The sequence below is a fragment of the Nonomuraea sp. NPDC003709 genome (assembly GCF_040610775.1).
Classification (GTDB): Bacteria; Actinomycetota; Actinomycetes; order Streptosporangiales; family Streptosporangiaceae; genus Nonomuraea; species Nonomuraea angiospora_A.
The window spans coordinates 1-1,679 of the sequence record NZ_JBEXMW010000087.1 but is presented as its reverse complement, the minus strand read 5'-3'; the positions used below and the strand labels follow the sequence as shown (position 1 = coordinate 1,679).

General features: G+C 71.9%; 1 protein-coding gene. It reads right to left on the bottom strand.

The genetic code is table 11. From position 1 onward, the window contains the following. A partial coding sequence (locus ABZX61_RS65790; protein ID WP_355213247.1) for an acyltransferase domain-containing protein occupies positions 1 to 1,679 on the bottom strand: 1,679 nt, incomplete at both ends.

Genomic DNA, 1,679 nt, shown 5'->3' with positions numbered 1-1,679 from the left:
GCGACGCCCTCAGCCTGCTCGATAAGACCGGTGGCGTGCAGGGAGGCGTCCAGCAACGCCGGGTGGATACCGTAACCGCCGGCCTCGGCGGCCTCTCGCTCGTCGAGCTCTACCTCGGCGAACACCTCGTTGTCGCGGATCCAGGCCCGCTTGAGTCCCTGGAACGCCGGACCGTATCCGTATCCGGTGCTGGCCAGTGTCTCGTAGTGGCCGGATACGTCCACCGCCTGCGCTCCCGCGGGCGGCCACTGTTCGCCAGCAGGACTCGGCGTGCTGCTTGTTGCGGTGAGGGTTCCGGTGGCGTGGCGTGTCCAGGGTCGCTGGCTGGTGCGGGCGTGCACCGCCACCTCACGCCGCCCGTGCTCGTCGGCTACGGACACCGCCACCTGGATCTGGACCGCCTCGTCGCCCTCGATCACCAGCGGCGCTTCAAGCGTCAGCTCCTCCAGGACCGGGCAGCCGAGCTCATCTCCAGCCCGCACGGCCAGCTCCACGAAGCCGGTGCCGGGGAACAGCAGCGTCTCCCCCACCCCGTGATCGGCCAGCCAGGGATGTGTAGCGGTGGAGATCCGGCCGGTCAGCACCAGCCCGCCGTGATCGGGCAGCTCCACCGCGGCTCCGAGCAGGGGGTGGTCCACGCGGGCCTGGCCCAGCCCGCCCGCGTCCGACACACCGGTCGTTGCGGGCTCCAGCCAGTAGCGCCGGTGCTGGAACGCATACGTGGGCAGCTCGGCGCCTGCGCCGGTCACGGTGAGGAGCCGTTCCCAGTCCACCCCGACACCGGCGGTGAACGCCTCGGCCGCTGAGCGGAGGAACCGGTCGGGGCCGCCCTCGCCACGACGCAGCGATCCCACGGCAACGCCCGATGTGCCGGTGGCGTCCAGGATGTCCTGCACCGCCATCGTCAGCACCGGATGCGGGCTCACCTCGATGAACGCGGTGCGGCCATCGGCCAGCAACGCCCGCACCGCCCCCTGGAAGTCCACCGGCCGGCGGGCGTTGGCGAACCAGTACTCCGCCCCCAGCTCCGCGCCCGCCAGCACACCGCCCGTCACCGTCGAATACACCGGCACCCGCCCCGGCGCGGGCTCGATGGGGCCCAGCATCTCCAGCAGTTGCTCGCGCAGCGGCTCGACCATCTGCGAATGCGAGGCCACCGTGGTGGCGATCACCCGCGCCCGCACCCCCTCACCACGCAGACGCTCGACAAGCTCTTCCAGTGCCTGGGTCGGTCCGGCCACCGCGCAGGAGGCAGGCCCGTTGTCCGCGCTCACTTCGAGCTCCCCGTCCAGCGAGGCGACACGTTCGCGCACCACCTCAGCGGGCAGCCCCACAGCGGCGATCGCACCGCGACCCCACAACTCCGCAGCGAACAACCGGCTGCGCAACACGACCACCCGCACCGCGTCGGCCAGCGACAACACCCCGGCCACATACGCCGCGGCCACCTCGCCCTGCGAATGCCCGATCACCGCTGTCGGCCGGACCCCGACCGACTCCCACAACGCCGCCAGGGCCACCCCCACCGCGAACGCCATCGGCTGCAACACCTCGATGGACTCCAGCCCATCAGCATCGGCCAGCACCTGGGCCGGGTCCCAGTCCACCCACCGCCGGATCTCGGCGAAGCACTCCTCCAGCCGGGCGGCGAACACCGGCGACGCCTGCGCCAGCTCCAC